Source organism: Aeromonas sp. 2692-1 (genome assembly GCF_013085505.1).
Taxonomy (GTDB): domain Bacteria; phylum Pseudomonadota; class Gammaproteobacteria; order Enterobacterales; family Aeromonadaceae; genus Aeromonas; species Aeromonas hydrophila.
The window spans coordinates 4,456,107-4,481,400 of sequence record NZ_CP038513.1; the positions used below are offsets into that span (position 1 = coordinate 4,456,107).

Sequence of the window (25,294 nt, forward strand, 5' to 3'; positions counted from 1 at the left end):
GCTTACCTCCCCCAGTGAGGGGGTCTGCCAATCCGGGCCGGCCGCGATACACTGAGGGGCAAACCCCCACATTTGCCAAGGTGCGCCAATGAGTTCCCAATCCTCTCTGCTCTCTTTTCTCGGCTCTCCCCTGCTCGGGGTGGCTGCCACCTATGTCGACCCCGCCAGCAAGGAGACCGGCGTCTACATCTGCGGGGTCGAGATCCAGGCCGGCGACGAGCTGTTGCTGAGCTTCCCCAAGGGGCATCAGCTGGCGGTGGGGGAGAAGATCACCCTGCATCTGGACAACCGCACCGGGGTCGACGAGTACGATGCCTCCTTGAGCGTCTACCGCGTCTCCTACAAGGGGGTGATAACACGCACCGCCCCGGACAAGGTGCAGGTCACCCCGCGGCAGTTCGAGCTCTGGTACGGCAACCGGGTGGTCTATGGCTTCGCCCGGCCGGACTATCAGCATCCGGCCGATGAACGCCCCGCTCGCGAGCTGCCGGTCACCCCGCTCACAGGCCTGCCGGTGCCTGACCTGCGCGAAGTGGAGAACAAGATCGGGGTGCTGGTGACCCGGGCCCAGTCCCAGCCGCACACCACAGTGCTGGCGTTTCTCTCCTCCGATGAGGACGACATCTTCTTCATCACCTTCCCCGAGACCTTCAAGTCGCAGTTGCTCAAGCGCGACGGGCGCTGCCACTTCGCCATCGACTCACGGGCGGTGTTTACCTACACCCGCGCCATCGAATGGAACTACACCATCATCGCCGCCGATGCCTACCAGATCCCGCAGGATCACCCGCTGTTCGAGCCCATCCGCGCCGCCTTCGTGCAGAAGAATCCGTGGGAAGTGGGCTTCTTCAGCCACCCGCAGGTGGAGCTCTACCACCTCAAGGCCCGTCAGGTGGTCTGCCCGGGGCGGGCAAAAGAGTAGGCCAGAACGGGCCCGAAAGAGGATAAGATGACCGCCGTTGCCCATGACAAGGAGTAGAGAGCAGATGCAGCAGGTCGTTTATGTGGCGAGCCCCGCCAGCCAGCAGATCCATGTGTTCGCCCTGGCCGGGAGCGGGGAGCTCGCGTTATTGCAGGTTGTCGACACCCCGGGCCAGGTCCAGCCGCTGGTGATCAGCCCGGACGGGCACTGGCTCCATGCCGCCGTGCGGCCCGATTTTGCGCTCATCAGCTACCGGATTGGCGTGGATGGCCGGCTCAGCGAGCCGAGCTCGACGCCGCTCGCGGGCAGCGCCTCCCACACCGTCATCTCGGCCGACGGCCGCTTCCTGCTGGCGGCCTCCTATGCCTTCGATCATGTCACCGTCTCTGCCATCGGAAGCACCGGTCGGGCAGCGCCGCCCCACCAGCAGCTCGACGGCTTGCAGGCCGCCCACTCGGTCACCCTGCTGGCCACCGATAACCAGGGCGAGCAGGAGGTGCTGGTCGCCTGCCTCAAGGAGGACCGTATCCGCCGCTTTGTGCTCTGTCGGGAGGGTCGGCTGCGCCCCCATCCGCGGGGAGATCTGCAGACCGCCAGCGGCGCCGGCCCGCGCCATCTGGCGCTGCACCCAAGCAATGGCGACCTCTATTGCCTGAACGAACTCGACTGCACCATCAATCGCTACCGGCGCAGCGCCGATGGCGAAATCACACTGTGCCAGAGCCTGGAGATGCTCCCCGCCGGTTATCAGGGGGAGTACTGGGGCGCGGATCTGCACGTGACGCCGGATGGACGCTTTCTCTACAGCAGCGAGCGGGCCAGCAGCCTGCTGACCCAGTTTGCCATTGCGCCGGATGGCGAGCTCGGGGTGGTCGGCCACTTCCCCACCGAAACCATGCCGCGCGGCTTTGCCATCGACGGGCAGGGCTGCTGGCTGCTGGCGGCAGGGCAAGCCTCCCACCAGCTGGCGCTGCACCGCATCGATCCGGCCAGCGGCGCCCTGACCCTGCAGTCACGCCAGCCGGTGGGCGAAGGGGCCATGTGGGTGCGGGTATTGACGCTGGCGCCCTAAGCCCTTAGCACTCGCACCGGCAAAACAGAGAGGCCACCCTGGGGTGGCCTCTTTTTCATCATCTCAATGCAAGTCAACGCAGGGATTTAATCCTTGGCGCTCTCCATGGCACCCTCTTCGGAGTGCTGGGGCAGGATGAGGTTGAGCAGGATGGCGGCCACCGAGGCCAGGCCCACGCCAGCCAGGGCGAAGTCACCGATCTTCATTTCCAGCGCACCGACACCCACGGTCAGGGTCACGGCCACGATGGCGATGTTGCGCGACAGCCCCAGATCCACCTTGGACTCCACCAGGGTCTTGAGACCGATGGCGGCGATGGATCCGAACAGCAGCAGCATGATACCGCCCATCACCGGCATCGGGATGGAGGTGAGCAGGGCGTTGAACTTGCCGAAGAAGGCCAGAATGATGGCGAACACCGCGGCCCAGGTCATGGTGACCGGGTTGAAGTTGCGAGTGATCATCACGGCGCCGGTCACTTCGGCATAGGTGGTGACGGGGGGACCACCGATGAAACCGGCGAAGCAGACGCCGATGCCGTCACCGGCCAGGGTACGGTGCAGACCCGGGTTCTTGGTGTAATCCTTGCCTGTCACACCACCGATGGCCAGCACGCCGCCGATGTGTTCGATACAGGGGGCGATGGCCACCGGCAGCATGAACAGCGCCGCGGCCCAGTTGATCTCGGGGGTCACGAAGTGGGGCAGCGCCAACCAGGGGGCGTTCACCATGCCATCGAAGCTCACCTGCCCCATCAGCACTGCGGCCACATAACCGGCGATGACGCCGGAGAGGATGGGGATGAGCTTGATCCAGCCCTTGCAGAACACCGCCGCAATCAGGGTGACCGCCAGCGAGATGCCGGCCAGGGTCAGCGCAACCGAGGCTGGCACGACCTGCTCACCGCCGGCACGGCCCATCGCCATGTTGCAGGCCACCTGGGCGACCGACAGACCGATCACCATGATCACCGGACCAATCACCACCGGCGGCAGCAGCTTGTGCACGAAACCCATCCCACGCACACGAATGAGCGCGGCCAGGATGAAGTACATGAAACCGGCGGCAAACAGACCGAACATGGTGGAGGGCAGGCCCCAGGTCTGGGTGGCGTAAATGATGGGGGCGATGAAGGCAAAGCTGGAACCGAGGAAAATCGGGACCTGGCGGCGGGTGCAGAGCTGGAACAGCAGGGTGCCCACACCGGCGCCAAGCAGGGCCATGGAGGGGTTCAGTCCGGTGAGCAGGGGCACCAGAACCATGGCACCGAAGGCGACAAACAGGATTTGCAGCCCGGCGACACTTTGCTTGACTAAGGAAAACATGGATGTCCTTAATTTTTTGATAACTGACAGGGATATTTGACACTTTTCAGTTATCACAAGACTTTTTCAAGGCACTGAATGAGCCATTCGGCTTCATTTGTTGCCTCTTACTGCTTGGGGATGGCATGAAACTGGCTTTTTAGGCGGGATTCGTTGCTACAAGCATCGAGGAAGCGATTTTACGCACTTTTATGGCCGACGCCAATCGTTTTTCCACGCTGTTTTGTTGTCAGGTGTTGCCCCTGCCCCGCCACCGGCCCCCTCTATACTTGATGGCGTGAACCCAGCCGGACAAGGAGTCCCCCATGTCACTGCCCGCTTTCAAGCCCAGCCAGCGTCGACTGCTGGTAGGCTCGGCCATCGCCCTGGCCCTGTTTGCCACCCCGCTGAGCTATGACTTCAGCCACCATCAATGGCAGCTGAATCAGGCCTATGCCAAGTCCTGTTTCGTGGCCGGCACCCGCATCCTGATGGCCGATGGGGAGGAGCGTCCCATCGAGACCCTGCGGGTCGGTGAACGGGTGCGGGATCAATATGGCCGCAGCAACCGGATCCTGGCGATCGAGCGGGTACCGCTGGGAGCGCGCAGACTATACGGGCTCAACCGGCTGGCCCCCTTCTTCACCGCCGAACACCCCTTGCTGACCACCCGCGGCTGGGCGGCCATCGCCCCGGCCATGACCCGCACCGAAAACCCTACCCTCGCCGTGTTGCCGCTCTTTACCGGCATGCATCTGCTGGGTTGGTCGGAGCACGGCAGCGCAGGCAACCTGGCGCTGGCCCCTCACTCCACCCCGCTACTGGTGGAGTCCCTCTGCTGGCTTGACGCCCCGCCCACCACCGCACTGTTCAATCTGATCCTGGATGGCAGCCACAGCTATGTCGCCAATGGGCTGATCGTTCACAACAAGGATGGCGATGGCAGTGGAAACGGTGGTGGAGGAAGCAGCGGCGGAGGCGGTAGCAGTAGTGGAGGCAGTGACAGCGGTGGAGGCAGCGACAGCGATGGCGGCGGCAGCAGTGGCGGAAGCAGCAGCAGCGGTGGAAGCAGTCACGATGGCGGCGGCAGCAGTGGTGGAAGCAGTCACGATGGCGGCAGCGACAGCAGCCATGGCGATGACGACCACGACGGTGGGGAACATGCCGGCGGCGAGCAGCATGCAGGGGGCGATCGGCATGCCGGTGGTGAGCAGCATGGCGGAGGGGACCGCCACGCCGGCGGAGATCGTCATGGTGGCGGGCGTGGCCTCGGCAACGGCCTCGATGACAACGGGGTAGACGCCGTCGATGCCAATGGCAACGAGATCCGGGGCGACGGCACGGTCGACGACAACGGGGTAGACGCCGTCGACGCCAATGGCAACGAGATCCGGGGTGATGGTACGGTCGACGACAATGGGGTAGATGCCGTGGATGCCAGCGGCAACGAGATCCGGGGCGACGGCACGATAGACGATCGCGGCCAGACACTGACCGATGCGCAGGAGCAAGCGCTGATCCAGCAAGGGTTCAACAGCAAGGTGCAACCATGAGCCGTTATCTGCTGATCTGCCTGGCGCTGTGGTTGTCCGCCTGTGCCACCCAGCCAGCCACCCCGCTCTATCACCAGATGGACAAGCAGGATGTGACGCTCGCCAATCAGGCGCTGGCCGAGGCGCTGCAAACCCGCCCCAAGGGCCAGAGCCTCACCTGGTTCAACTCCGCCAACCGCCACTCAGGCAGCGTCACGCCGCTGCGTACCTTTCGCCACTCCAACGGCCTCTGGTGCCGCGACTACCGTGAGCAGCTCTATATAGGCCAGACCAGCCAGCAGTGGCAGGACACCGCCTGCCGCAGCAAGGCGGGGCACTGGCTGCCGCTGCGCAGCTGACAGCTCAGGTAACAAAAAAGGGGTGGCCATGGCCACCCCTCTTCTATTGCAAGTGCAAGCTTGCAGCCATCATACCCGGCGATAGGGCAGGTAGACCGGCTCCCACATGTGGTTGAGGATGTGCTGCTGCAGATCCTGACCGATCAGCGGGTGGGAAGGATCCCGCCGCACTATGTCCTTGAGCACCGCCGTCGCCACGTGCACCGAGATGTTGCGCAGCTCGCGAATGCGCGGATAGACGGCCCCCTTGGCCAGGTCCACCTCGCTCACGCACTCCGCCAGCGCAAAGGCGGCGGTGGTGAAGATGTCCGGCGTGATCTCGCGGATCTGGCTGACGATGGCCGCCAGACCCACCCCCGGGAAGATGAAGACGTTGTTGCCCTGGCCGACCCGGAACTCCTGACCCTCGTAGTGCACATCCTTGAACGGACTGCCGGTGGCGACGATAGCCTTGCCCTTGCTCCAGCGATAGATGTCGTCCGGCAGCGCCTCGCAGTTGGCGGTCGGGTTGGAGAGCGGGAACACCATGGGGCGCGCGCAGTGTTTTTGCATCAGCTGCACGTGCTCCTCCTTGAAGGCGCCGCCCGAGCCGCTGGTGCCGAGCAGCACGGTGATCGGCACGTGACGCAGCACGTCGGTCAGGTTGGCCTTGCCGGGCACCTCGGTGTCCCAGCCGGCCAGCAGCAGGCCCGGCTTGGCGTAGCGGCGCTTGTACTCGTCGAGCCCCTCGCGGTTGTCACACACCAGCCCCTGGGTATCCAGGATATAGATGCGATCGCGGGCCGCCTGCGGATCCAGCCCTTCGCGGATCATGCCCGCGCAGATCTGATCCGCCACCCCGACCCCGCCGGCACCGGCGCCATAGACCAGGTAATTCTGCTGGCCCAGGGTCTCTCCCTTGACCTTGACCGCCCCTATGATGCCCGCCAGCACCACGGCCCCGGTACCCTGGATGTCGTCGTTGAACGACGGCAGCGACTGCTGATAGCGGGAGAGGTTGTTGAAGGCGTTGGACTTGCTGAAGTCCTCCCACTGCAGCACGGCGTTCGGGAAGTGGCGCTTGACCCCGGCCACGAACTTGTCGATGAAGTCGTCGTACTCCTTGCCGCGAATGCGCTTGTGGGGCTGACCCAGATACATGGGATCATCCAGCAGCGCCTGATTGTCGGTGCCCACGTCGAGTGCGATGGGCAGGCAGCAGGCGGGGTGAATGCCGGCGGCCAGGGTATAGAGGGAGAGCTTGCCGATGGGAATGCCCATGCCGCCCACCCCCTGGTCACCGATCCCCAGGATCCCCTGGCTGTCGGTCACGACGATGATGCGCACCGATTTGGCATCCAGCTGACGGGCCAGGGAGCCCATGTCATCGACGTTCTTCGGGGTGATGTAGAGACCGCGCGCCTTCTGGTAGCGGTGGCTGAACTCCTGACACGCCTTGCCCACGGTCGGGGTATAGATGATGGGGGTCATCTCCTCCACATGGCGCGCCAGCAGGGCATAGAACAGGGTCTCGTTGCGATCCTGCAATGCCCGCAGGTTCTGATACTTCTCGATGTCGCTGCAGGCGCTCAGAAAGCCCTGATAGACCCGATCCAGCTGGGCTTCGAAGGTTTGCACCTGGGGAGGCAACAGGCCGTCGAGCTCGAAGTCGGCGCGCTCCTGTTCGGTAAAGGCGGTGCCCTTGTTGAGATTGCGATCGTTGAGCAGATCGGTGCCAGTCAGTGCAACGGGGCGAAAATCTTGTCCCTGTGCATCTTTCCACAGCAGATATTGTCCGGTAGCCATAGTCATTCTCTTTGATTTACGTGAAATTGCCGTTCGGCAGGAGAGCAAGACTCATAATGAAATCAATCATATGACGTTTGCCTGTTTAGTTTTGTGAGCTTGGGCATACCCTGCGGCCAAAATCCGCGCCGAGGCGGATGATGGTCTCATACCGGCCACGCGCCACAGAGAGCGGCCAACTATGCTCAACAGCAGGCCACCGGCAGGGAGAGGTTCCCGGGGGCAGGAGAGAACAAACAGATGAGTGAAATCCTGATCGTCGATGACATGGCATCCAACCGCTACATCTTGCGCAGTCTGCTGGAAGAGGCGGGTTACCGGGTGCGGGAGGCCACCGACGGCCTGCAGGCGGTGGATGCCGCTACCGAGTTCCCCCCGATCTGGTGCTGATGGACATCAACATGCCGGTGATGGACGGTTATGAGGCGTGCCGCCGCATCAAGCAGCTGCCGGGCCAGTGGTGCCTGCCGGTGCTCTTCATCAGCACCAACAGCGGGATCGGGGCGCTCGAGCAGGCCTTTCAGGCCGGCGGCTGCGACTATGTCTCCAAGCCGTTCCACCAGCTCGAGGTGCTGGCCCGGGTGCAAAACCAGCTGCGCCTCAAGGAGCTGGGGCGTCAGCAGGCCAAGGTGCAGCTCTACCAGAGCCTGTTTCAGCTCACCGCCGGCATTGCCCACGAGATCAACACCCCCATCGGCATCGGCATCACCGCTTCCAGCCTCATTCACGGCGCCGGCGATCTGCTGGCCAGCGCGGTGCAAAACGGCATGCTGGGGCAGCGCCTGCTCCAGCAGCAGCTCACCGACATCAAGGAGGGCACCGAGCTGGTGGAGTCCAGCCTGCGCCGGGTCGCCCTGCTGGTGACCCGCTTCAAGGAGCTGACCCGGGATCAGACCGAGCTGCCCGCTACCCCTTTCGCCGTGCAGAAGAGCCTGCGCAAGCTGCTGCAGGCCTTCACCCCCGAGTTTCTCATCGCCAGGGTCAACGCCGATCTGGGTGGCGAGGAGGTCACCCTGACCGCCCCCGAGTCGCTGTTTCTCGACCTGGTGCAGGAGCTCATCAAGAACAGCATGGAGCACGCCTTCAAGGGGCCGGGGGAGCACCGCCTCTCCCTGCAGGTGGAACGCGCCGGCAGCGAGCTGCTGCTGATCTACCGGGACAACGGCCCCGGCATGGCGGCCGAACAGCTGGCCCACCTGTTCGAGCCCTTCTTCACCACCCTGCGCGGTGACGCCCGCCACTGCGGGCTGAGCGCCTGTCGCATCCACAACCTGGTGGAGAACAACCTGCACGGTCAGCTTGCCGTCACCAGCCCGCCCGGCGAGGGACTCTGCTACCGCATCCGGCTGCCGCTGCAGCCGCCGCTCTGAGCGGCAGACACAACAAAGGGGCGCCGCAGCGCCCCTTCTCTTTCATCCTGATGTCGCGGTCAGCCTCAGCCTGACTTGCCTGCCTTGGGCTCGTCGAGCTGGTGCTTCACCTCTTCATACCAGAGATCGTGGTGCTCCTTGGCCCAGGTTTCGTCCACCTCGCCGCTGATCATCCCCTCCAGCGCCCCTTCCAGCTGGAACAGGCCCATGTAGATATGGAAGATGAAGCCGCAGATGAGGATGAGGGCGCCGACGATGTGGATGAAACTGGCCCACTCCATCTGGCGACGCAGCTGGCCGAAGATGGGGAAGTCCAGAAACAGCCCGGTCGCCACCACGATGCCGCCAAACCAGATCAGCAGCCAGAAAATGGCCTTCTCGCCACCGTTGGAGAAGCCCGCCGAGGGGTGACTCCCCTTGTGGGGCCCCAGCATGCCGCCCGCCTTCATGAACCAGCGCACGTCCACCATGTTGACGATGTTGTGGCGAAACCACTTGATGAGCACTCCCATCAGGCAGAGGAAGAAGAGCGGCCCCACGTAGTTGTGGAACACCTTGGCGAACCAGATCCAGTTCTCCCACACCCCGATGCTCACCACCGGCTTGATGAAGTGCTTGCCGTAGATGATGGCCAGCCCCGACCCGGACAGGGTCAGGAACATGCCCGCCGTGCTCCAGTGCAGCGCCCGATCCAGCCGGCTCCAGCGCTTGAGCTTGCGCCCGGTGCGCGGTTTGGAGAGCTTGGTCGGCCCCACCGCCCAGTACATCAGGCCGCACATGGCCAAGGAGCCGAAGATGGCGATGGCACCGAGCGGCGACACCCACTTGGTCTTCACCTCGAACCAGAGCTGGCCCGGCACCGAGATGAGCACCCCGTGCTCCGGCGAGCGGGAGGTGGTCACCCCCTCCTGCCCATCCTTCACCGCCCGCCAGTAGTCGGCGCCGGCAAAGCCGACCGCCTCTTTCTCGGCGTCGGCGAAGCTGGCGGTACTCACCAGCAGCAGGGCAGCAAACAGGGCCATTAGCCAGGTTTTCATGCCGCCCCTCCCTTGCCCGCCTTGCTGGCGTCGTAAAACAGCTCTTCACCGCTGCCCCAGCCTGCTTCCTTGGCGCCGCGATAGGCGACCCGCTCGCGGAAGATATCGGAGATAACCTGCGCATCCCCCGCCAGCAGCGCCTTGGTGGAGCAGAGCTCGGCACACATCGGCAGCTTGCCCTCGGCGATGCGGTTGGCACCGTACTTCTGGCGCTCCGCCTCGCTGTGATCCTCTTCCGGGCCACCGGCGCAGAAGGTGCACTTGTCCATCTTGCCCCGATCGCCGAAGGCGGCGGTTTTCGGGAACTGGGGGGCACCGAACGGGCAGGCAAACAGGCAGTAGCCGCAACCGATGCAGAGATCCTTGTTGTGCAGCACGATGCCGTCGTCGGTGTGATAGAAGCAGTCGGCCGGGCAGACCGCCATGCAGGGGGCGTCGGTGCAGTGCATGCAGGCGACCGAGATGGAGGTCTCCCCCGGCAGACCGTCGTTGAGGGTTACCACCCGGCGGCGCTGGATGCCCCACTCGAGGGCATCGTCGTTCTCGTTCTTGCACGCCGTCACACAGCCGTTGCACTCGATGCAGCGCTTGGTGTCACACATGAATTTCATTCTGGCCATGAGATCAGGCTCCTACTTGGCGAAAACGGCACAGGGTGACCTTGGTCTCCTGCATCTGGGTGACCGGGTCATAACCATAGGTGGTGACTATGTTGACCGATTCCCCCAGCACATAGGGGTCAGACCCTTCCGGATATTTGGATCGCAGATCCTTGCCCTCGAAGTGGCCGCCGAAGTGGAATGGCATAAAGGCGAGCCCCGGTTTGACCCGCGGGGTCACCAGCGCCTTCACCTTGACCCGGCCCCCTTCCGGTCCCTCGACCCATACATCCTGACCGTCGCGCACGCCGACGTCGTTGGCATCCGCCGGGTTCATCTCGACGAACATCTCCTGCTGCAACTCGGCCAGCCAAGGGTTGGAGCGGGTCTCGTCACCGCCCCCCTCGTACTCCACCAGACGGCCGGAGGTGAGGATGATGGGGAATTCCTTGCTCACGTCCTTCTCCTGCACCGAGGCGTACTGGGTCGGCAGGCGCCACAGGCTCTTGGCATCGGGCCAGGTGGCGTAGTCGGCCAGCAGATCCCGGCGCGGGGTGTAGAGCGGCTCGCGGTGCTTGGGCACCTGATCCGGGAAGGTCCACACCACGCAGCGCGCCTTGGCGTTGCCGTAAGGGACGAAGCCGTGCTTGATGGCCACCCGCTGGATGCCGCCGGAGAGATCGGTCTTCCAGTTCTTGCCCTCGGCCTCTTTCTTCTCGGCCTCGGTCAGCTCATCCCACCAGCCAAGCTGCTTCATCAGGTCGGCAGTGATCTCGGGATAGCCGTCTTCCACTTCGCTTCCCTTCGGCCAGGAGTCTTCGGCCAGCAGCGAGACGCCCTGATACTCGATGCCGAAGCGGGCGCGGAAACCGCCGCCCCCTTCCGAGACCGGAATGCTGGTGTCGTAGAGGATGTGGCTGCCGGGGTGCTTCATCTCCGGGGTGCCCCAGCAGGGCCAGGGCAGACCGTACACTTCGCCACTGACCGGGCCGCCCTCGGCCTTGAGATTGGTCTTGTGGAAGGTGTGCCAGTTCTGCTGGTGCGCCTTGAGCCGCTCCGGGCTCTGGCCGGTGTAGCCCACGCTCCACATGCCGCGGTTATATTCGCGGGTGATGTCTTCCAAGAGCGGCTCGTTGTTCTCCACCTTGATGTGTTTGAACAGCTCATCGGCAAAGCCGAGCTTCTTGCTCAAGAGATACATGATCTCGTGGTCCACCTTGGATTCGAACAGCGGCTCGACCACCTTGTCGCGCCACTGCATGGAGCGGTTGGTGGCGGTGACGGAACCATAGGTCTCGAACTGGGTGGTGGCCGGCAGCAGGTAGACGCCGTCGGTGCGATCGTTCATGACGGCGGCGACAGTGGGATACGGGTCGACAATCACCATCATGTCGAGCTTTTGCATCGCCTTCTTCATCTCGGGGCCGCGGGTCTGGGAGTTGACCGCATGGCCCCAGTAGAACATGGCGCGGATGTTGGAGCCCTGCTCGATGAGATCGGCGTTCTCCAGCACCCCATCCACCCAGCGGGAAACCGGGATGCCGTTGTTGTTCATCGGCAGCTTGCCGTTGTAGGCCTTGTTGTCAAAACGGGCCTTGATCCACTCGTAATCGACGTCCCACACCCGGGCCCAGTGCTTCCAGGAGCCCTCTTCCAGCCCGTAGTAACCGGGCAGGGAGTCGGAAGTGACGCCAAAGTCGGTGGCACCCTGCACGTTGTCGTGACCGCGGAAGATGTTGGTGCCCGCCCCGCTCTTGCCCACGTTGCCGAGGGCCAGTTCGAGGATGCAGTAAGCGCGGGTGTTGTTGTTGCCGGTGGTGTGCTGGGTACCGCCCATGCACCAGACCACGCAGCCGGGGCGGTTGTCGGCCAGCAGTTTGGCCGCGCCATGAACCTGCTGTTCGTTGAGACCGGTCACCCGCTCCACTTCCGCCGGGGTCCAGCGCGCCACCTCTTTTTGCACCTCGTCCATGCCGTAGACGCGGGTGCGGATGAACTCCTTGTCTTCCCAGCCGTTCTTGAAGATGTGCCAGAGCATGCCCCAGATAAAGGCGACGTCGGTGCCCGGACGCAGGGAGAGATACATGTCCGCCTTGGCGGCGGTGCGGGTGCGGCGCGGGTCAACCACCAAAATCTTGCAGCCGTTGCGCTCTTTCGCCAGCAGGATGTGCTGCATGGCGACCGGGTGGGCCTCCGCCGGGTTGGAGCCGATAAACATGATCGACTTGCTGTTGTGCATGTCGTTCAGGCTGTTGGTCATGGCGCCGTAGCCCCAGGTGTTGGCGACCCCGGCCACCGTGGTGGAGTGGCAGATGCGCGCCTGGTGATCCACGTTGTTGGTGCCCCACAGGGACGCCATCTTGCGAAACAGGTAGGCCTGCTCGTTGGAGTGCTTGGCGGAGCCGAGCCAGTAGACGCTGTCGGGGCCGGACTCCTTGCGAAGACGCAGCACTTCATTGCCCACCTCTTCGATGGCCTGCTCCCAGCTCAGGCGCTGCCACTTGCCGCCCACCAGCTTCATCGGGTACTTGAGGCGACGCTCGCCGTGGCCGTGCTCGCGCAGGGCCGCCCCCTTGGCGCAGTGACCGCCCAAGTTGAAGGGGTGATCGAAAGCGGGCTCCTGACCGGTCCAGACGCCATTTTGCACCTCGGCATAGACGCCGCAGCCCACCGAGCAGTGGGAGCAGATGGTGCGCTTTACCTCGACCGGCACGTCAGCCGCCACGGTTTTGGCCTCGGCCCGTTGCATCATGGCCGGCGCCAGCCAGCCGGCGGCCACGGCACCGCCGGCCACCAGACCGGAATTGACCATAAAGGCGCGACGGGTCAGCCCCTGGCCGCGAGATGCGGCGGCATTGCTTTGCAAGCTGACCTGCTCGCCCGCCTGGGGCTGCTCGGCACGTTTCGTCAGTTTCATGAGTTCTCCTTCACTGAGTCGGCTCAGTCGGTGCCGCGCAGGGTGCGATAAAAGTCGTGAACGTGGGGGGTCTCCCGATAGCCCTTGTCGGGTTCGGTGTCGTGGGTCAGTACCTCCTTGCCCACCACCCGGCCAGTGGCACCGGCCAGCACGCCGATGGTGGCAACCACCCCCACCCCTTGATCAGATTGCGGCGGGACGGGTCTTTCAGCTGTTCATCGCTCATCTTTCTGTGACCTCTGTTGTTATGGTCGGCTGCGGTGAGCCGGTTTTGCTATGAGTGGGTGACGCAGCGTCATGGCTGCGTCACCACCGGGCTGCCAAAGGGCAGGCGCAGTTCCTGTTCCAGTTTGAAAAAGTCTTCGGCAAGCGCCCCGACCGCCCGGTAGAAGCTGCCCCCTTTCGCCTGTTGCTGATCGCGGCAGCAGGCCAGTACCCAGGGGGCAAGGTGGCGCTCATAGAAGCGGTTACGCTCCGGGTGCTGCTCGGCAATCAACACCGCCATCACCTCGCAGAGGGCGGCCAGGTGATCTTCCGGCTCGCACACTCCGCTCTGGCGCTCGAAACCGAGCGACTGGAGATCGGCGCGCAGCACCGCCAGCGGCAGCTCCATCAGCGAGCCGGTGAGATACCAGGAGGCAAACGGCACGATTTCCCCGCGCCCCAGCCCGATAAAGAGATCCTGATACTCCTCGGCAAGCTCGTGCTCGTGGTGGCTGCTGGCCGCCAGTTGCACCAGCCCCAGCCCTCTGGCAAAGGGGCCCGGCATGGCCTGCAGGCCTTGCAGCCAGGCGAGCTGTTCGCCACGGGGGGCGGCGCGCCAGAGGCTCGCCAGCAGGGCGTACATGTCGGCGCTATTGCGATCCAGGTCGGTCATTGCCGGCGCCTCCGGGTAGTCATTGCGTTGTTCAGTCATCAGAGCCCCCTCACACCTTGAGCTGGGAGACGGGATCCGCCGCCAGCGCCGCAAACACATCCTTGACCCGGCACTCCTCGCACATCAGCAGCCGCTGGGCGGCCTCGTTCTGAAAGTGGGAGTGACCGGCCAGCTTTTGCTGGATGCGGCGGATAAGGGAGGCCGGCGCGAACGGCTTGCCACAGCGAATGCAGCAGGCCGCCTCTTCGGCTTTGAGGCTCTGCACGGCGCGGCGCGCCTCGGGCACCGGTTGCAGACGGGGCATCAGCACGATGGCCTGCTCGGGGCACGCCTTTTCGCACATGCCGCACTGGATGCAGTCCTGCTCGATAAAGTTGAGGCCGGGTGTGTGCCCCACCGCATGCAGGGCGCGGCTCGGGCAGACCGCCACGCAGCCCATGCAGAGGGTGCAGTCAGCGTCTTTGAGCTCCACGCTGCCGTAAGGAGCGCCGTGGGGCACCGCCAGCGGCTCGCGGCTCCCCTCATTGGCTTGCCAGAGGGCATCGAAGGCGGCGAACAGGTTCTCCCGTTTATCTCCTTTGAGCGGCTTGTCCAGCAGGGCTGCGGCTGGCTGGCCGGAAATCGGCTTACCTAGTTCGACATCCGGGTTAAACAGGCCGATGCGATCGGCAGCAAGACCGGCGCCGGTCAAGAGCACAGCGGCGCTCGCCAGCTCCCGCTCAACCAGCACGCAAACGCTCTCGGGAGCATCGTCACCGAGCGCAATGCGCACCGCGCTGGCGCCATAGGCGAGGGCGGCAAACCAGCTCTCGACACCTAAACTCGCGCTCTCCTCCACCCAGATCGGCAGCCAGTTGGCAGGCAGGCGGGTAAGTTCGGCCTCCACCCATTCGCGCTCGTTTTCACCGGCGATCAGCAGTTGCGGCGCGTCGCCCCCCGCCTCCCGGTAGTGCTTAAGCAATCGCAGCAGATAGTCGCCGCTGGTATTGGCATCGGGCTGGTGATAGGCAATCGCCCCGGTCGGACAGGCCGTGGCACAGCTGCCAAAGCCCTGACAGAGATGGGGATCGATCTGGATGCGACCATTGATGGGCTTGAGGGCATCGGTCGGGCAGACATCGAGGCAGCGGCTGCAACCGGGCACGCCACGGGCGGTAAAGGCGCAGGCCTCGGGGTCGAGGCGAAAATAGCGCGGCTTGTCGAAGATACCGGTCAGCGCACAGATCTCGGCAAGCCGCTCGGCCAAGCCAACATCATCTGCCAGATGCAGATAACCCACCGGCGGGCGCTCCAGCGCAAACAGCGGGACGCGGCCCAGATCGGCCACCAGATCAAAGCGCGGTACGCGTGGCTGTTCACTAGCAGCAGCCGCTTGTTGTGGAAAACAGAGTGCAGCCAGAGAAATACGCTCACCCTGACCATTGAGGCCGGTGAGCTGGAACTGACCGAGATACCCTGTCAGGCTCGGCTCGCGCAGGGTCAGGGCATCCAGGGTGGCGGTAGCCTCGAAGATGGCCTCGAGATCCGCCGCCTCGGCGTCAAAAACGGATTCGGTCACCAGCAGGGTCGGCATCACGCCTGGGGGCAGCAGGCTGGCGGCGCGGCGAATACGATCTTCCGGGCCGACCAGTAGCAAGCGCCCCTGACTCTGGTAGGAGACGGTGGTTGGGATCAGGTTGTCGGTCTTGACCGTATGCTGCAGGGCATGGGCGCGGGCACGTTCGTTGCGCGCGGCCACGCCATCGGCGGTCAGAGTTGCGACGGATGTTGTTATGGGTTGTTCGATGCTCACATGCACTCCTGTGCGCGCCACCTCGTGGGATGGCGTGCTTGTTGGTCAGCTGGGAGAGCAAGAGCCGAGCCAACTCCCCCAGGAAAAAAGTGACTGGCAGGGAGTCAGGATCCCAAATGCTCCATTCCCCCACCCTTTACTGGGACATTTTGTCCATCATGGTCAACCAAAATGTCCCGATCGTCGGTGGGGTTTTGAGAATGGTTATCAGCCAACCCTTGCGGCTCGCCGGGTATGGCCGTGACGGCCACCGTCGCCGGTTCGGGTGCGGCAGCGGTTGAGTGAGGCGCTTCCCCATCCGGCGCCGTCGCCTGCTCCACCAGCCAGTTGCGCAGGCCGGCGGTCAGGGCCGCGGGCAGCAATTCGGGCTGGCTGAAATCCTGGGTGTAGTCGTCGAGCCCATCCGGCTTGTGGCTGCGAAACATGGCGCGCAGCGCCTCCTTGTCGGGGAGTGCCGGCTTCTCTGAAGGGGCCGTCTTGAGCTCTGATCCACGCGGCTTGTCCCCTTCGAGGTGGAGAGGAACATCTCTCCCCTTGTCAGTGCTGACTACGGGGCTATCAGGCGCAGTATCTGGGATTTCACCTTCACCACTGCCTTCGATGGGGGTCGCAAGCGCCTCAGGAGTGACCTCTTCTCGTGGCTGCAATGCCTGATGCTTGCGCGCCTCGCTCTTGCGAGACGACCAGCGCTTGAGGAACTCACTCATGGGCGCTGTTTCCGGCCTTGTTTCCGGCACAGGCTCCGGCGTCGCTGCCACGCTCGCGACCATCGGGGCCGGTGGCCTTGACGGCGCCGCAGCTGGCTTGATCCTGGCTATCGACACCGAGCTGATCCTGCGCCCGCCCCTTGCCCTTCTTGCCCTTGCGACGGGCCTCCAGCAGCTCGCCGTGACGGCCGATAAAGGCCTCCACCCAGGCTTGCAGCGCCTCGGGCAGCGGGCAGGAGAGCACCTGCCGCTCGCCATCCATATAGGCGGCGGCCACGGTCTGACTCAGGGTGAGGCCATCGGCCACAAAGCCATTGTCCACGCGGCTTCCGGTGACAAAGAGGCGGGGCGAGCCGGAGCTCAGATTGAAGCGATAATCCCCCCGCTCATCGCGAAACAGGGTGAGGGGCAAGGCGCCAGCAGCCTCAGGCTCGGCGGGATGGAGCGCCGCAATTTCGAAACGGCGGCTCTGCCAGCGGCCCACCTGGCTGTCGATGGCATTCAACTCCAGCTGCAGCCAGCGCTGCGGGGAGAAAATATTGGTTGTGTCTTGCACTTTCGCGGCTCCCATCAGAAGGTCTCTGCCGGGCCGCCCTCCCCCGTGATCCACCCTGTTCGGGGCGGATCACGGCAGGAGATTCATGGCGGCCACGGCCATCAATGGGATAAGACATAGCAAGAGTGGGGCCAAGGCAGGTTTGCTGGTTGATGGGGCGTTGTGCGAGATGTAGGTTGGCGCTGAGCGCAGCGAAACTCAACATGTAAAGCAAAACCAATTTTCCTACATCCCAATCCAGCTTGGTGTTGGCAAAAACCGAGTGGTCAGATAATTGCCTATATCAACAAGATCACGCGGTAAACGTTGGGCTTCACTTCGTTCAGCACCAACCTACTATTTAGCTCGAAATACGAGATATTAGGAACTGTTATTTACGATTTATCCAAACGAAGAATATACATCTCAATATATAACTTTTTCCATTTTCAGCTATGACTCAAACGTCCCTGATACTGGTGTATTTGTTCTTGGTGAATACCCAACTTTGCAAATAAGTGTGAAATAACTACAAGTCTAAGAATTTGGCCAATATCAACATAATCGTCAATATTTAATTTCTTCATCATTACTTTCGGGCGCCCAACATGAGCTAATTCATTACGTAAAGAGGCAATTGCACGTCCCAAGTCCGTCTCCCCAGTTTTCTCAAAAAGTTTAACCAATTGAGATTTTAGTTCCGATGATGCATATACATTAAACGGTTTTACATATTTTTCAGATGAGCCACCACCCAAATCAACATTTATAGCTTCTAATTGAGTTGAATAAAGAATTATATCGCTTTGAGCATAATGAAGAGTTCTAAAGCCAGTTTCATATTGATGTGACACAGACAGCACTTGAAAATCATCATAAACATCAAGCCAGTTTGAAAGCACGATTTTCATATCAATCTGCTTCCAATTGATAGGGATAAATCTATGATTAATCTCTTTCGTAGCTAACTCAACTGTACGGCCTTCCAATACCAAGCTATTAAGTACATTTAGTGTGTAGTCCTTCCCTGTCAATTTCAACGTTATCTCATCAGGAAATACCGGGCGAGACATTAGAATAGAAAATAAAGAGGATATTTTCGTTATGTCACTTATAAGTCTGTCGGCTGCTTGTTGAATATCTGTTGTGTAACGAACATAATATTTAAGCGTTTTTCTCAAATTAAAGTACGAGGTAGGATGCTCCTCTTTTATTTTATCTAATGCAGCCGCCAGTTTTTCTGTTGCTTCTTCATCTCGAGAATAGATAAGATTTATTATCTGATTACCGACCATAGAGTAAGTGGCAGTATTTTCAACCTTGATATTCCACCCATCACCATCGACTTCTACAATAGGTTCCTCTTGATACTTTAGTTGCGTAACAAATCCTTGTGGATGAATAAACTCCTGCATACCATTAAATGTAAACAGCGCGCATTCAAACGTTTGCCATGAGTCAACGAAATCTCCAATCATTAAGTATAAGAATCCATGCACTCCTGATTTTACAAAAACAGAGCCCATGTAGTGCATTCCGCTTTCAAAATCAAAATTTCCTACTAGAGTACATTTCTTACCATTACTTAAAACCCCAAACAATCGGTCGCACGCACTAGGAAAACTACTATTTGAAAGACTGTACTCTAATTGCAAACCATTCTGTGGAGAATATCTTATTTTTGCAGGAAACCTCATGTCCTCCGTATTTTCTTGCATAAAAAACTCACCAAAAAACTCGTAATTGTCGAAAGCACAATATTTTTCACTCATCAAAGCCACCTCTATTTTCACTTAAATTTAGGTTGCAAAACCTCAAGTGACATTTAAAGTATTAATTGAATTTTTGGAGCATATATTCTTTCGCTGACCACCATTTGTCCAGCCAATTTACAAGCACGATATCCATATTCTGTTATGTAACACAAAACCTTATTCCCCCTATCCAAATAATCTGGAACAAAACTTGCTGTATCCCTCCCCTTAGATCCCGGCAACCGGTCGCGAGGGGCCCATGACACCGACCTTTATCAAAAGCAATGCTGCCGCCCAGCTCACCATGGCCGTCGAGGTGATGGATGAGCAGGGGCAGTTGCAAACCCGCCAAATCGCCTGTGAGCGGCCACTGACGGTCTACCTCAACTGGAAGGAGATAGTCACCCTGATGACGCTGGGGGCCCGCCCCGAGGCGCTGGTGCTGGGTTATCTGAAAAATCAGGGCTTTATCGAGGATATTGCAGCCATCGAGTCGGTGATTGTCGACTGGGAGAGCGAGGCCGCCGCTGTGGTGAGCAGCCAGCAGGCCGCCGATCTCGACAAATCCTTGGAGAAGAAGACGGTCACCTCCGGCTGCGGTCAGGGCACCATGTATGGCAGCGTGATGAAGAAGCTCGAAGGGGTGGTCTTGGCGGCGCCCGAGCTTAAACAGAGCACCCTCTACGCCCTGCTCAAGGCGCTGTCGGCCCATAACGAAACCTACAAGATGGCCGGTGCCGTCCATGGTTGCGCCATCTGTCGCGGCAGCGAAATCCTCTCCTTTGTCGAGGATGTAGGGCGCCACAATGCGGTGGATACGCTGGCGGGCGAGCTCTGGATGCGCGGCGAGAGTGGCCACGACAAGATCTTCTACACCACCGGGCGGCTCACCTCGGAGATGGTGATCAAGGTGGCGCAGATGGGCATTCCGGTGCTGCTGTCGCGCTCCGGCGTCACCCAGATGGGGCTGGATCTGGCCCGCCAGCTCGGCATCACCATGATTGCCCGCGCCAAGGGGCGCCATTTCGAGGTCTTTAGCGGCCACGACCATATGGTGCTGGACGAGAAGCCGCCGGTGCTGGCGCCCGGTTCAGCCGGTCGCGGGATGCGAGATTAAGCCATGAACGAATTTATGAATGTGAAGCAGGTGGCCGAGTACCTCGATCTCAACGAGAAGAAGGTCTACCAGCTCGCCAACGAGGCGCGCATCCCCGCCACCAAGGCGACCGGCAAGTGGCTGTTTCCGCGATCCCTGCTCGATCGCTGGCTGCTTGGCAGCTGCCACGAGGGGGTGATGAACGACCGGCTGCTGCTGGCGGGCTCCGACGACGTGCTGCTGCACTATGCCAGCAGCCGCTTGGCCCGGCAGCTCGGCACCCAGGCACTGGTGGGCTACACCCCGTGCGGCACCCGGCAGGGGCTGGCGATGCTGGCCCGCGGCCATGTGGATCTCTGCGCCATCCACTGGGGGCAGGCCGAGGAGGCGCACCTGCGCCATCCCGCGCTGGTGCAGCAGTATCAGGGCCACCGGCAATGGGTGATCGTTCATGGATTTCGGCGGGTGCAGGGGCTGGTGCTGCGCCGGGGCTTGCAACCGAAAGAGGCGAGACAGGCGCTCGACTGGCGCTGGGCCATGCGCCAGGAGGGGGCCGGCAGCCAGCGCGCCCTGCAGGAGTGGCTGCAAACCCAGGGCGAGTCGCTGACCCGGCTGGAGCGCACCCTCGAGGTCAACAGCGAGCGGGAGCTGGCCGCCGCCATCAGCCGCGGCGATGCCGATGTCGGGCCCGGCGCCCAGAGCACCGCCACCGAATTCGGCCTCGATTTCATGCCGCTCTCCCAAGAGTGCTTCGATCTGGTGATGCCGCAGGGGGTCTTCTTTCGCACCCTGCTGCAGCAGCTGATCGGCTGGCTGCAATCCCCCGAGGGGCGCGAGCTGGCAGCCCGCCTCGGCGGCTATGACCTGACCCAGAGCGGCAAGCTGGTGTGGAGCCCACAGTAAGTATCCCCTCACCTACCTGCAAAAAAGCCCGCCAGTATTGGCGGGCTTTTTTGTGCCTCACTCTGAATTGCGGCACCCCATTGAGGACAATACGCGCCCTTCAAGTTCGGCGGGCTTTTTTGTGGCTGGCGTGGTTAAGACGGGTGGTCGCCACCGACATCACGCCCCTCTGCGTTGAGGGCGATGCGCCACCCCTCCAGTCGGGCGCGCTCGCAGCCACTGGCCAGCCGGGCGTGGCTGCGCAGGCGGATGGTAAAGCAGCTGCCCTGCCCCGGGGTGGAATCCACCAACAGCTCCCCGCCCCAGCGGCTGATGATGCGGTGACTCAGGGCCAGCCCCAGCCCGGTGCCGGTGGCGCGGGTGGTGAAGAAGGGGTCGAAGATCTTGTCGATGATGGCCGCCTCGATGCCGCTGCCGTTGTCGATGACCCGTACTTCGGCCCCCTGCAGGGCCCCGGCGTCATCCAGCCAGTCGCGGCTCTCGACCCGGATCTCCCCCTGCTCCCCCAGCGCATGGCTGGCGTTGACCAGCAAGTTGATTAGCACCTGCAGCAGCTGCTGGCGATCCGCCTCGATGGGCTGCTGGGCCCTGAGAGCGGCCACCAGGTTCACCTGCTGCTGGCGCAGGGCAGAGCGCACCAGGGTCAGGCTCTCCTCGATGATGGGGGTGAGGTGCTGCCACACCGGCGCCGTCTCGTAATCTCCGGGGCGGGAATATTGCAGCAGGCTGCGGGTGATGGCGCGAATTCGCTCGATCTGGGCCAGCACCAGCGCCAGCTCCTCGCTCACCGGCGCGGCCGCCTCCCCCAGCTCCAGTTTCATCAGCTCCACATTGCCGAGGATCACCGCCAGCGGGTTGTTGATCTCGTGGGCCACCCCGGCACAGAGCTCGCCGAGGGCCGCCAGCTTCTCGCTGATGAGCAACTGCTGGCGGGCCTGGGTCAGCATGTGGATGTGGTGCTCGAGCTCGGCGGTCTTCTGCTCAAGGCTCTGGGTACGTTCGGCCACCTTCTGCTCCAGCTGGTCGGCGCTGCGGGCCAGCTGCTGCTGGTGCGCCGCCTGCTGATCCAGCATGGCGTCGAACTGGCGACCGAGCTGGGCCAGCTCGTGGTCGGGGTCGAGGGCCAGCACGCCGATGCGGGCCGGCTGACCCGCCTGCACCTGGCGCACCACCTTGTGCATCCGCTCGATGGGGGTGAACAAGTCCCGCGCGCCGCGATAGACCAGCAGGCCGGAGAGCAGCAGCAACACCACCACGCCGGAGCCCAGCTCCAGCAGGTTGGTGAGGTAGGTGCGGATGATGGGCCACTCGAGAAAACCGACATAGAGCATGCCGATGCGCTCGCCATTGGCGCCCAAGAGCGGCTCGTAGCCCGACACATACCAGGCGTCGTGCACGAAGGCGCGATCAATCCAGGGCTCACCGCGTCCCAGCACCTGCTCGCGCACCGGTGCCGACACCCGGGTGCCCACCGCCCGCCCCAGCTGGCGACTGCTGCTGGCGGGCACGTTGGTGCTCACCCGCAGATCGCCGAGAAACAGGGTGACGGTGCCGATGCTGCCGGCCGGCAGGGTGTTCTTGGCGAACACCTGGCCCTTGAGCTCGTCCACCAGCCGGGTGCTGCCGTTGATGAGCTCGCCCCCCTCCAGCACGCCCCAGAGGTTGCCGTCCCGCCCCATCACCGGGGTCAGCGAGAGGCTGACCAGGCCGCGGGTCTCCTGCCCCGCCACCGGATCATACTCCCGCTCCAGCACGGCGCGGCTGGCCAGTGCCGGCGAGAGCGTCAGCAGTTGCTCCCGCGACCAGACCACGAAGTGGCTGATGCTGCGCCCGGCGGCGAGGGCCGCGCGATCCTGCGCTGGCAGCAGATCCAGCTCGCTGCCGCTGCGCAGACGCAAAAAATCGAGGCCGTAGTTGGCGGCAAGCGGCATCACCCATTGGCGCAAACGGGCGGGGGATTCACGCAACTGCAGCTGGAAGGCCCAGGCATCGCGCAGGTGCTCGAGGTGCTCGGCCTGGCGCTGCTGCTGCACGCTCACCGCATGGTGGGCCACGCCCAGGTCGCTGCGCACCGTGGTGAGCAGGTTCTGCCAGCTGTAGGTGAGGGTCCAGTAGAGGGTCAGTCCTATCATGCCGGCCAGGGTCAGCATGATGGGCACCGAGGTGAGCAGCAGCAGACGCCAGCGTACCTTGGTTCTGAGCAACCCCGGGATCTGCGCCAGCTTCATGACTCACTCCGGTGGCAACGGGCGAGCCGGCTCATTCGATGGCCCACTCCTTGAACTTGCGTTCCAGGGTCTTGCGCGCCACCCCGAGCACCCGGGAGGCGGCCGACTTGTTGCCATCATGGCTCGCCACCACCTGCAGGATGTGCGCCTTCTCCACCTCGGCCAGCGCCCACTCCAGCGGATAGCCCTCCTCACCCCGCGCCGACTCGGCCGGCTTGGCGCTCTGCCAGTATTCGGCGGGCGGCTTGCCCAGCAGCAGGCAGCGCTCGATGAGGTTGCGCAGCTCGCGCACGTTGCCGGGCCAGGGGTAGGCCTGCATGGCCACCACGTCCTCGTGGGTCCAGTGCAGGGCGCCCATGCCCATCTCGGCGGTGAGCTGGCGGGTGAAGTGGTGCACCAGGGCGGGGATGTCGTCGATGCGCTCGCGCAGGGGGGCCACCGGCAGCGCCACCACGTTGAGGCGATAGAAGAGGTCTTCACGAAAACGGCCCGCCTCCACCTCCGCCTTCAGGTTGCGGTTGGTGGCGGCGACGATGCGAACGTCCACCGAAAGCTCCCGCTCGGCGCCGACCGGGCGGATAGCTTTCTGCTCCAGCGCCCGCAGCAGGGAGGCCTGCATGGCGAGCGGCATCTCGCCGATCTCGTCCAGAAAGAGGGTGCCCTGGTGGGCGACCCGGAACAGGCCGTCGCGCCCCTTGCGGGCGCCGGTAAAGGCCCCCTGCACGTGGCCGAACAGCTCGCTTTCGAGCAGCTCGGGGGCGATGGAGGCGCAGTTGAGCGGCACGAAGGCCCCCATCCTGCCAGAGAGCTGGTGCAGGGCGCGGGCCACCAGCTCCTTGCCGGTGCCGGACTCCCCCTCCACCAGCACGGCGGCGTTGGAGGGGGCGACCCGGGCGATCAGGGTCTTGAGCTCGCGGGTCTTAGCGCTGTCGCCGATCAGGGTGGGCGGGAACAGCTTGCTCACCTCCCGGCGCAGCAGCAGGTTTTCCCGCTCCATCTGGCGGCGCTCGATGACCCGGTCCACCGCCTGCACCATCTGATCCAGGTTGAAGGGTTTGAGAATGAAGTCGCTGGCGCCGAGCCGCAGCGCCTTGAGGGCGGTCTCCATGTCGCCGAAACCGGTCATGAAGATGATGTCGCTGCGCCGGGTGGCGGGGTCGATGGCCTCGTGCCACTCGATGCCGGAGCGCCCCGGCAGGCGGATGTCGGCGATGATGAGATCAAAATGCAGGCGGCAGCGCAGGGCTTCGGCCTCCTCCACGCTGGCGGCCGTCTCTATCTGGGCGAAGCGGCGAGCCAGCGCCTTGGCGAGGAAGCTGCGCATGCCGGGTTCGTCATCGACGATGAGCAAGGAGAGGGCGGACCAGCGGCTGGCGGGTGCAGTCATGAAAAAAGTACCTCAGATTCGACAAGGTTCCGGGATTGTCCCACCGACCTTATAAACTGTGGGACATTTTGTCGCTAACCGGCCCCAAGTGCCAACTCCGTTTATTAAAAGCGACGGTGCCATCACGCAATTAGTGCGCTTAACCGACTGTTTTCACATTAAAAACCCCGCCGAACAAGGCATACGACCAGCTTGGCACCCTGCTTGCTTAGTCCTGCCCTCTCTCCATCACCGGGTACCCTGACATCATGATCACAGCCACAGTGCGCAAACGCCTCGCCCTTGCCCTCTCCTCCGCCCTGCTGCTCAGCCTGCCGCTCTGGAGCGCTGCCAGCCATGCCGAGACCAAGGCGCCCATCCGCCTCGCCACCACCACCAGCACCGAACAGTCCGGCCTGCTGGGCTGGCTGCTGCCCCAGTTCACCAAGGAGACCGGCTACCCGGTGCAGGTGATGGCGGCCGGTACCGGCCAGAGCCTGAAGATGGGCGAGAACGGCGACGCGGATCTGGTGATGACCCACGCCCCCTCTGCCGAGAAGGCCTTCGTCGAGGCTGGCTTTGGCATCGAGCCGGAGCACCTGATGTACAACGACTTCGTCATCGTCGGCCCGGCCAAAGACCCGGCGGGTCTGGCCAAGCTGCACGATGCCGCCAAGGCGCTGGAGGCCATCAAGGACAAGGGGCAAACCTTTATCTCCCGCGGGGACGAGTCCGGCACCCACATCAAGGAGAAGACCCTGTGGCAGGCGGCCGACGTCAAGCCCGAGTTCGCCGGCTACAAGTCCATCGGCCAGGGCATGGGGCCGACCCTGACCATGGCCTCCGAGCTGGGTGCCTACACCCTGACCGACCGCGGCACCTGGCTCGCCTACCAGAGCAAGCTGGATCTCGCCGTGCTGCTGGAGGGGGACAAGCGCCTGTTCAACCCCTACCAGGTGATCCTGGTCAACCCCAAGCGCTACCCGGATCTCAACACCGAAGGGGCCCGCACCCTGAAGAACTGGCTGGTCTCCCAGCACGGCCAGCAGCTTATCGGTGACTTCAAGGTGGCCGGCCAGCCGCTGTTCGTGGCCGACGCCAAGCCGCAGTGATGCCAAGCCCGACCCTGTTCGATCTGC

The 25,294-nt window shown here is 62.8% G+C and carries 21 protein-coding genes and 1 pseudogene; 9 read left to right on the forward strand and 13 right to left on the reverse strand.

The features are described 5' to 3' along the window. Positions 1–88: 88 nt before the first annotated feature. The gene (locus tag E5E97_RS20670) at positions 89–922 is read left to right on the forward strand and encodes a hypothetical protein (protein WP_171280961.1); all 834 of its coding nucleotides are present in this window, start codon (positions 89–91) and stop codon (positions 920–922) included. A 64-nt stretch (positions 923–986) separates the two neighbouring features. After that, positions 987–1,994, forward strand: coding sequence for a beta-propeller fold lactonase family protein (locus E5E97_RS20675; RefSeq protein ID WP_171280962.1), 1,008 nt, complete (start codon positions 987–989; stop codon positions 1,992–1,994). A gap of 86 nt (positions 1,995–2,080) precedes the next feature. Here the strand turns inward: E5E97_RS20675 and E5E97_RS20680 are convergent, their stop codons facing one another. Then, positions 2,081–3,319: a uracil-xanthine permease family protein gene (locus E5E97_RS20680; RefSeq protein ID WP_016351527.1), complete on the reverse strand. Its 1,239-nt coding sequence runs from the start codon at positions 3,317–3,319 to the stop codon at positions 2,081–2,083. A gap of 305 nt (positions 3,320–3,624) precedes the next feature. Between E5E97_RS20680 and E5E97_RS20685 the strand changes: the two genes are divergently transcribed. Both E5E97_RS20685 and E5E97_RS20690 read left to right on the forward strand, forming a co-directional pair. Further along, a complete protein-coding gene (locus tag E5E97_RS20685) occupies positions 3,625–4,851 on the forward strand; it encodes a hypothetical protein (RefSeq protein ID WP_171280963.1) in 1,227 nt (408 codons plus the stop codon). Next, entirely contained in the window at positions 4,848–5,189 is a 342-nt protein-coding gene (locus E5E97_RS20690; RefSeq protein ID WP_042065701.1) for an RT0821/Lpp0805 family surface protein, read from the forward strand. Before E5E97_RS20685 ends, E5E97_RS20690 begins: the two co-directional genes overlap by 4 nt. A 69-nt stretch (positions 5,190–5,258) precedes the next feature. Here E5E97_RS20690 and E5E97_RS20695 read toward each other — a convergent pair whose 3' ends face one another. Then, positions 5,259–6,974, reverse strand: a complete 1,716-nt coding sequence (locus E5E97_RS20695; RefSeq protein ID WP_011706852.1) for an NAD-dependent malic enzyme — start codon at positions 6,972–6,974, stop codon at positions 5,259–5,261. Positions 6,975–7,214: 240 nt separating this feature from the next. Between E5E97_RS20695 and E5E97_RS23620 the strand changes: the two genes are divergently transcribed. Next, complete coding sequence (locus E5E97_RS23620) at positions 7,215–7,364, forward strand: response regulator (RefSeq protein ID WP_253265116.1); 150 nt, start codon at positions 7,215–7,217, stop codon at positions 7,362–7,364. Beyond that, positions 7,364–8,344: a HAMP domain-containing sensor histidine kinase gene (locus E5E97_RS20700; RefSeq protein WP_253265117.1), complete on the forward strand. Its 981-nt coding sequence runs from the start codon at positions 7,364–7,366 to the stop codon at positions 8,342–8,344. The genes E5E97_RS23620 and E5E97_RS20700 overlap by 1 nt, the downstream gene beginning before the upstream one ends. A gap of 65 nt (positions 8,345–8,409) precedes the next feature. On the opposite strand, the gene E5E97_RS20705 is transcribed toward E5E97_RS20700, so the two are convergent. The 9 genes and pseudogenes from E5E97_RS20705 to E5E97_RS20745 form a co-directional block, all read right to left on the reverse strand. Next, complete coding sequence (locus tag E5E97_RS20705; protein ID WP_043163617.1) at positions 8,410–9,381, reverse strand: formate dehydrogenase subunit gamma; 972 nt, start codon at positions 9,379–9,381, stop codon at positions 8,410–8,412. After that, entirely contained in the window at positions 9,378–10,001 is a 624-nt protein-coding gene (gene fdh3B, locus E5E97_RS20710; RefSeq protein WP_011706855.1) for a formate dehydrogenase FDH3 subunit beta, read from the reverse strand. The genes E5E97_RS20705 and fdh3B overlap by 4 nt, the downstream gene beginning before the upstream one ends. Positions 10,002–10,005: 4 nt before the next feature. Further along, entirely contained in the window at positions 10,006–12,897 is a 2,892-nt protein-coding gene (locus E5E97_RS20715; protein ID WP_216368129.1) for a formate dehydrogenase subunit alpha, read from the reverse strand. 23 nt (positions 12,898–12,920) lie between these two features. Beyond that, positions 12,921–13,123 (reverse strand): annotated as a pseudogene (locus tag E5E97_RS20720) (transcriptional initiation protein Tat). 69 nt (positions 13,124–13,192) lie between these two features. After that, positions 13,193–13,813, reverse strand: a complete 621-nt coding sequence (locus E5E97_RS20725; RefSeq protein ID WP_171280964.1) for a molecular chaperone — start codon at positions 13,811–13,813, stop codon at positions 13,193–13,195. Between the two features lie 10 nt (positions 13,814–13,823). After that, positions 13,824–15,566 carry a 4Fe-4S binding protein gene (locus tag E5E97_RS20730; protein ID WP_171280965.1) on the reverse strand — a complete coding sequence of 581 codons (1,743 nt, stop codon included), beginning with the start codon at positions 15,564–15,566 and terminating at the stop codon, positions 13,824–13,826. Between the two features lie 104 nt (positions 15,567–15,670). Next, positions 15,671–16,273 carry a DUF3306 domain-containing protein gene (locus E5E97_RS20735; protein WP_171280966.1) on the reverse strand — a complete coding sequence of 201 codons (603 nt, stop codon included), beginning with the start codon at positions 16,271–16,273 and terminating at the stop codon, positions 15,671–15,673. Next, complete coding sequence (locus E5E97_RS20740; protein ID WP_171280967.1) at positions 16,266–16,844, reverse strand: DUF3305 domain-containing protein; 579 nt, start codon at positions 16,842–16,844, stop codon at positions 16,266–16,268. The genes E5E97_RS20735 and E5E97_RS20740 overlap by 8 nt, the downstream gene beginning before the upstream one ends. A 413-nt stretch (positions 16,845–17,257) precedes the next feature. Continuing rightward, on the reverse strand, positions 17,258–18,580 hold the full coding sequence (locus tag E5E97_RS20745) for a HEPN domain-containing protein (RefSeq protein WP_171280968.1): 1,323 nt from the start codon (positions 18,578–18,580) through the stop codon (positions 17,258–17,260). Positions 18,581–18,821: 241 nt separating this feature from the next. Between E5E97_RS20745 and E5E97_RS20750 the strand changes: the two genes are divergently transcribed. Together E5E97_RS20750 and E5E97_RS20755 are read left to right on the forward strand one after the other, a co-directional pair. Further along, positions 18,822–19,679, forward strand: coding sequence for a formate dehydrogenase accessory sulfurtransferase FdhD (locus tag E5E97_RS20750; RefSeq protein ID WP_171280969.1), 858 nt, complete (start codon positions 18,822–18,824; stop codon positions 19,677–19,679). Between the two features lie 15 nt (positions 19,680–19,694). Further along, complete coding sequence (locus tag E5E97_RS20755; protein ID WP_171281253.1) at positions 19,695–20,561, forward strand: helix-turn-helix transcriptional regulator; 867 nt, start codon at positions 19,695–19,697, stop codon at positions 20,559–20,561. 134 nt (positions 20,562–20,695) lie between these two features. Here the strand turns inward: E5E97_RS20755 and E5E97_RS20760 are convergent, their stop codons facing one another. Continuing rightward, on the reverse strand, positions 20,696–22,789 hold the full coding sequence (locus tag E5E97_RS20760) for a cache domain-containing protein (protein WP_171280970.1): 2,094 nt from the start codon (positions 22,787–22,789) through the stop codon (positions 20,696–20,698). Positions 22,790–22,820: 31 nt separating this feature from the next. Further along, the gene (locus E5E97_RS20765; RefSeq protein ID WP_029299487.1) at positions 22,821–24,176 is read right to left on the reverse strand and encodes a sigma-54 dependent transcriptional regulator; all 1,356 of its coding nucleotides are present in this window, start codon (positions 24,174–24,176) and stop codon (positions 22,821–22,823) included. A 248-nt stretch (positions 24,177–24,424) separates the two neighbouring features. On the opposite strand from E5E97_RS20765, the gene E5E97_RS20770 reads away from it, so the two are divergent. Further along, entirely contained in the window at positions 24,425–25,267 is an 843-nt protein-coding gene (locus E5E97_RS20770; protein WP_171280971.1) for a substrate-binding domain-containing protein, read from the forward strand. The last annotated feature ends 27 nt before the right edge of the window (positions 25,268–25,294 follow it).

Bases quoted from the DNA above. Each gene is read 5' to 3' on its own strand.
- E5E97_RS20670 (WP_171280961.1), top strand. From the start codon at position 89: ATGAGTTCCCAATCCTCTCTGCTCTCTTTTCTCGGCTCTCCCCTGCTC.
- E5E97_RS20675 (WP_171280962.1), top strand. From the start codon at position 987: ATGCAGCAGGTCGTTTATGTGGCGAGCCCCGCCAGCCAGCAGATCCAT.
- E5E97_RS20680 (WP_016351527.1), bottom strand. From the start codon at position 3,319: ATGTTTTCCTTAGTCAAGCAAAGTGTCGCCGGGCTGCAAATCCTGTTT.
- E5E97_RS20685 (WP_171280963.1), top strand. From the start codon at position 3,625: ATGTCACTGCCCGCTTTCAAGCCCAGCCAGCGTCGACTGCTGGTAGGC.
- E5E97_RS20690 (WP_042065701.1), top strand. From the start codon at position 4,848: ATGAGCCGTTATCTGCTGATCTGCCTGGCGCTGTGGTTGTCCGCCTGT.
- E5E97_RS20695 (WP_011706852.1), bottom strand. From the start codon at position 6,974: ATGGCTACCGGACAATATCTGCTGTGGAAAGATGCACAGGGACAAGAT.
- E5E97_RS23620 (WP_253265116.1), top strand. From the start codon at position 7,215: ATGAGTGAAATCCTGATCGTCGATGACATGGCATCCAACCGCTACATC.
- E5E97_RS20700 (WP_253265117.1), top strand. From the start codon at position 7,364: ATGGACATCAACATGCCGGTGATGGACGGTTATGAGGCGTGCCGCCGC.
- E5E97_RS20705 (WP_043163617.1), bottom strand. From the start codon at position 9,381: ATGAAAACCTGGCTAATGGCCCTGTTTGCTGCCCTGCTGCTGGTGAGT.
- fdh3B (WP_011706855.1), bottom strand. From the start codon at position 10,001: ATGGCCAGAATGAAATTCATGTGTGACACCAAGCGCTGCATCGAGTGC.
- E5E97_RS20715 (WP_216368129.1), bottom strand. From the start codon at position 12,897: ATGAAACTGACGAAACGTGCCGAGCAGCCCCAGGCGGGCGAGCAGGTC.
- E5E97_RS20725 (WP_171280964.1), bottom strand. From the start codon at position 13,813: ATGACTGAACAACGCAATGACTACCCGGAGGCGCCGGCAATGACCGAC.
- E5E97_RS20735 (WP_171280966.1), bottom strand. From the start codon at position 16,273: ATGAGTGAGTTCCTCAAGCGCTGGTCGTCTCGCAAGAGCGAGGCGCGC.
- E5E97_RS20740 (WP_171280967.1), bottom strand. From the start codon at position 16,844: ATGGGAGCCGCGAAAGTGCAAGACACAACCAATATTTTCTCCCCGCAG.
- E5E97_RS20745 (WP_171280968.1), bottom strand. From the start codon at position 18,580: ATGAGTGAAAAATATTGTGCTTTCGACAATTACGAGTTTTTTGGTGAG.
- E5E97_RS20750 (WP_171280969.1), top strand. From the start codon at position 18,822: ATGACACCGACCTTTATCAAAAGCAATGCTGCCGCCCAGCTCACCATG.
- E5E97_RS20755 (WP_171281253.1), top strand. From the start codon at position 19,695: ATGAATGTGAAGCAGGTGGCCGAGTACCTCGATCTCAACGAGAAGAAG.
- E5E97_RS20760 (WP_171280970.1), bottom strand. From the start codon at position 22,789: ATGAAGCTGGCGCAGATCCCGGGGTTGCTCAGAACCAAGGTACGCTGG.
- E5E97_RS20765 (WP_029299487.1), bottom strand. From the start codon at position 24,176: ATGACTGCACCCGCCAGCCGCTGGTCCGCCCTCTCCTTGCTCATCGTC.
- E5E97_RS20770 (WP_171280971.1), top strand. From the start codon at position 24,425: ATGATCACAGCCACAGTGCGCAAACGCCTCGCCCTTGCCCTCTCCTCC.